The organism is Duganella vulcania (assembly GCF_009857655.1).
In the GTDB taxonomy this organism is placed as follows: Bacteria; Pseudomonadota; Gammaproteobacteria; order Burkholderiales; family Burkholderiaceae_D; genus Rugamonas; species Rugamonas vulcania.
On sequence record NZ_WWCX01000299.1, the window covers coordinates 1 to 437 of the forward strand.

The 437-nt window shown below is 68.6% G+C and carries 1 pseudogene; it reads left to right on the forward strand.

Annotation, left to right across the window (positions count from 1 at the left end):
* Positions 1 to 208: 208 nt before the first annotated feature.
* Positions 209 to 437 (forward strand): annotated as a pseudogene (locus GTP90_RS36090) (EamA family transporter); the annotation flags it as partial.

The following is a 437-nucleotide window of genomic DNA, read 5'->3' on the forward strand; positions in this document are numbered from 1 at the left end:
CGCCGAACGCGCCTCGGCCGCCGCCAGCGCCTCGGCCACCGCCTCCGCCGCGGCCGACGCGGCGGCGCCCAAAAGTGAAGTGCGCGTGCGTGTATTGGTCATTTTACCGTCACAGTATGAGAAATTATGTGCACAAGTGTACTGGCACTGTACTGGTTTTGTCACGTAGCATACAACCATACCAATCATAACCGCCACTGGAGACCGCATGACCCACAGCGCCCCGCCGCCCGCCGCCGTCCCCATCGCCACCCGCCCTGGCCTGAGCGATGAAACCACCGGCATGCTGCTTGGCCTGATCGCGGTCGCCATCTTCAGCCTGACGCTGCCCTTCACCCGCCTGGCCGTGGGCGGCGGCGATGCCGGCGCCGGCCTCTCGCCCACCTTCGTCGCCCTCGGCCGGGCGCTGGTGGCCGCCGTGCTGGCCGCCGGCTGGC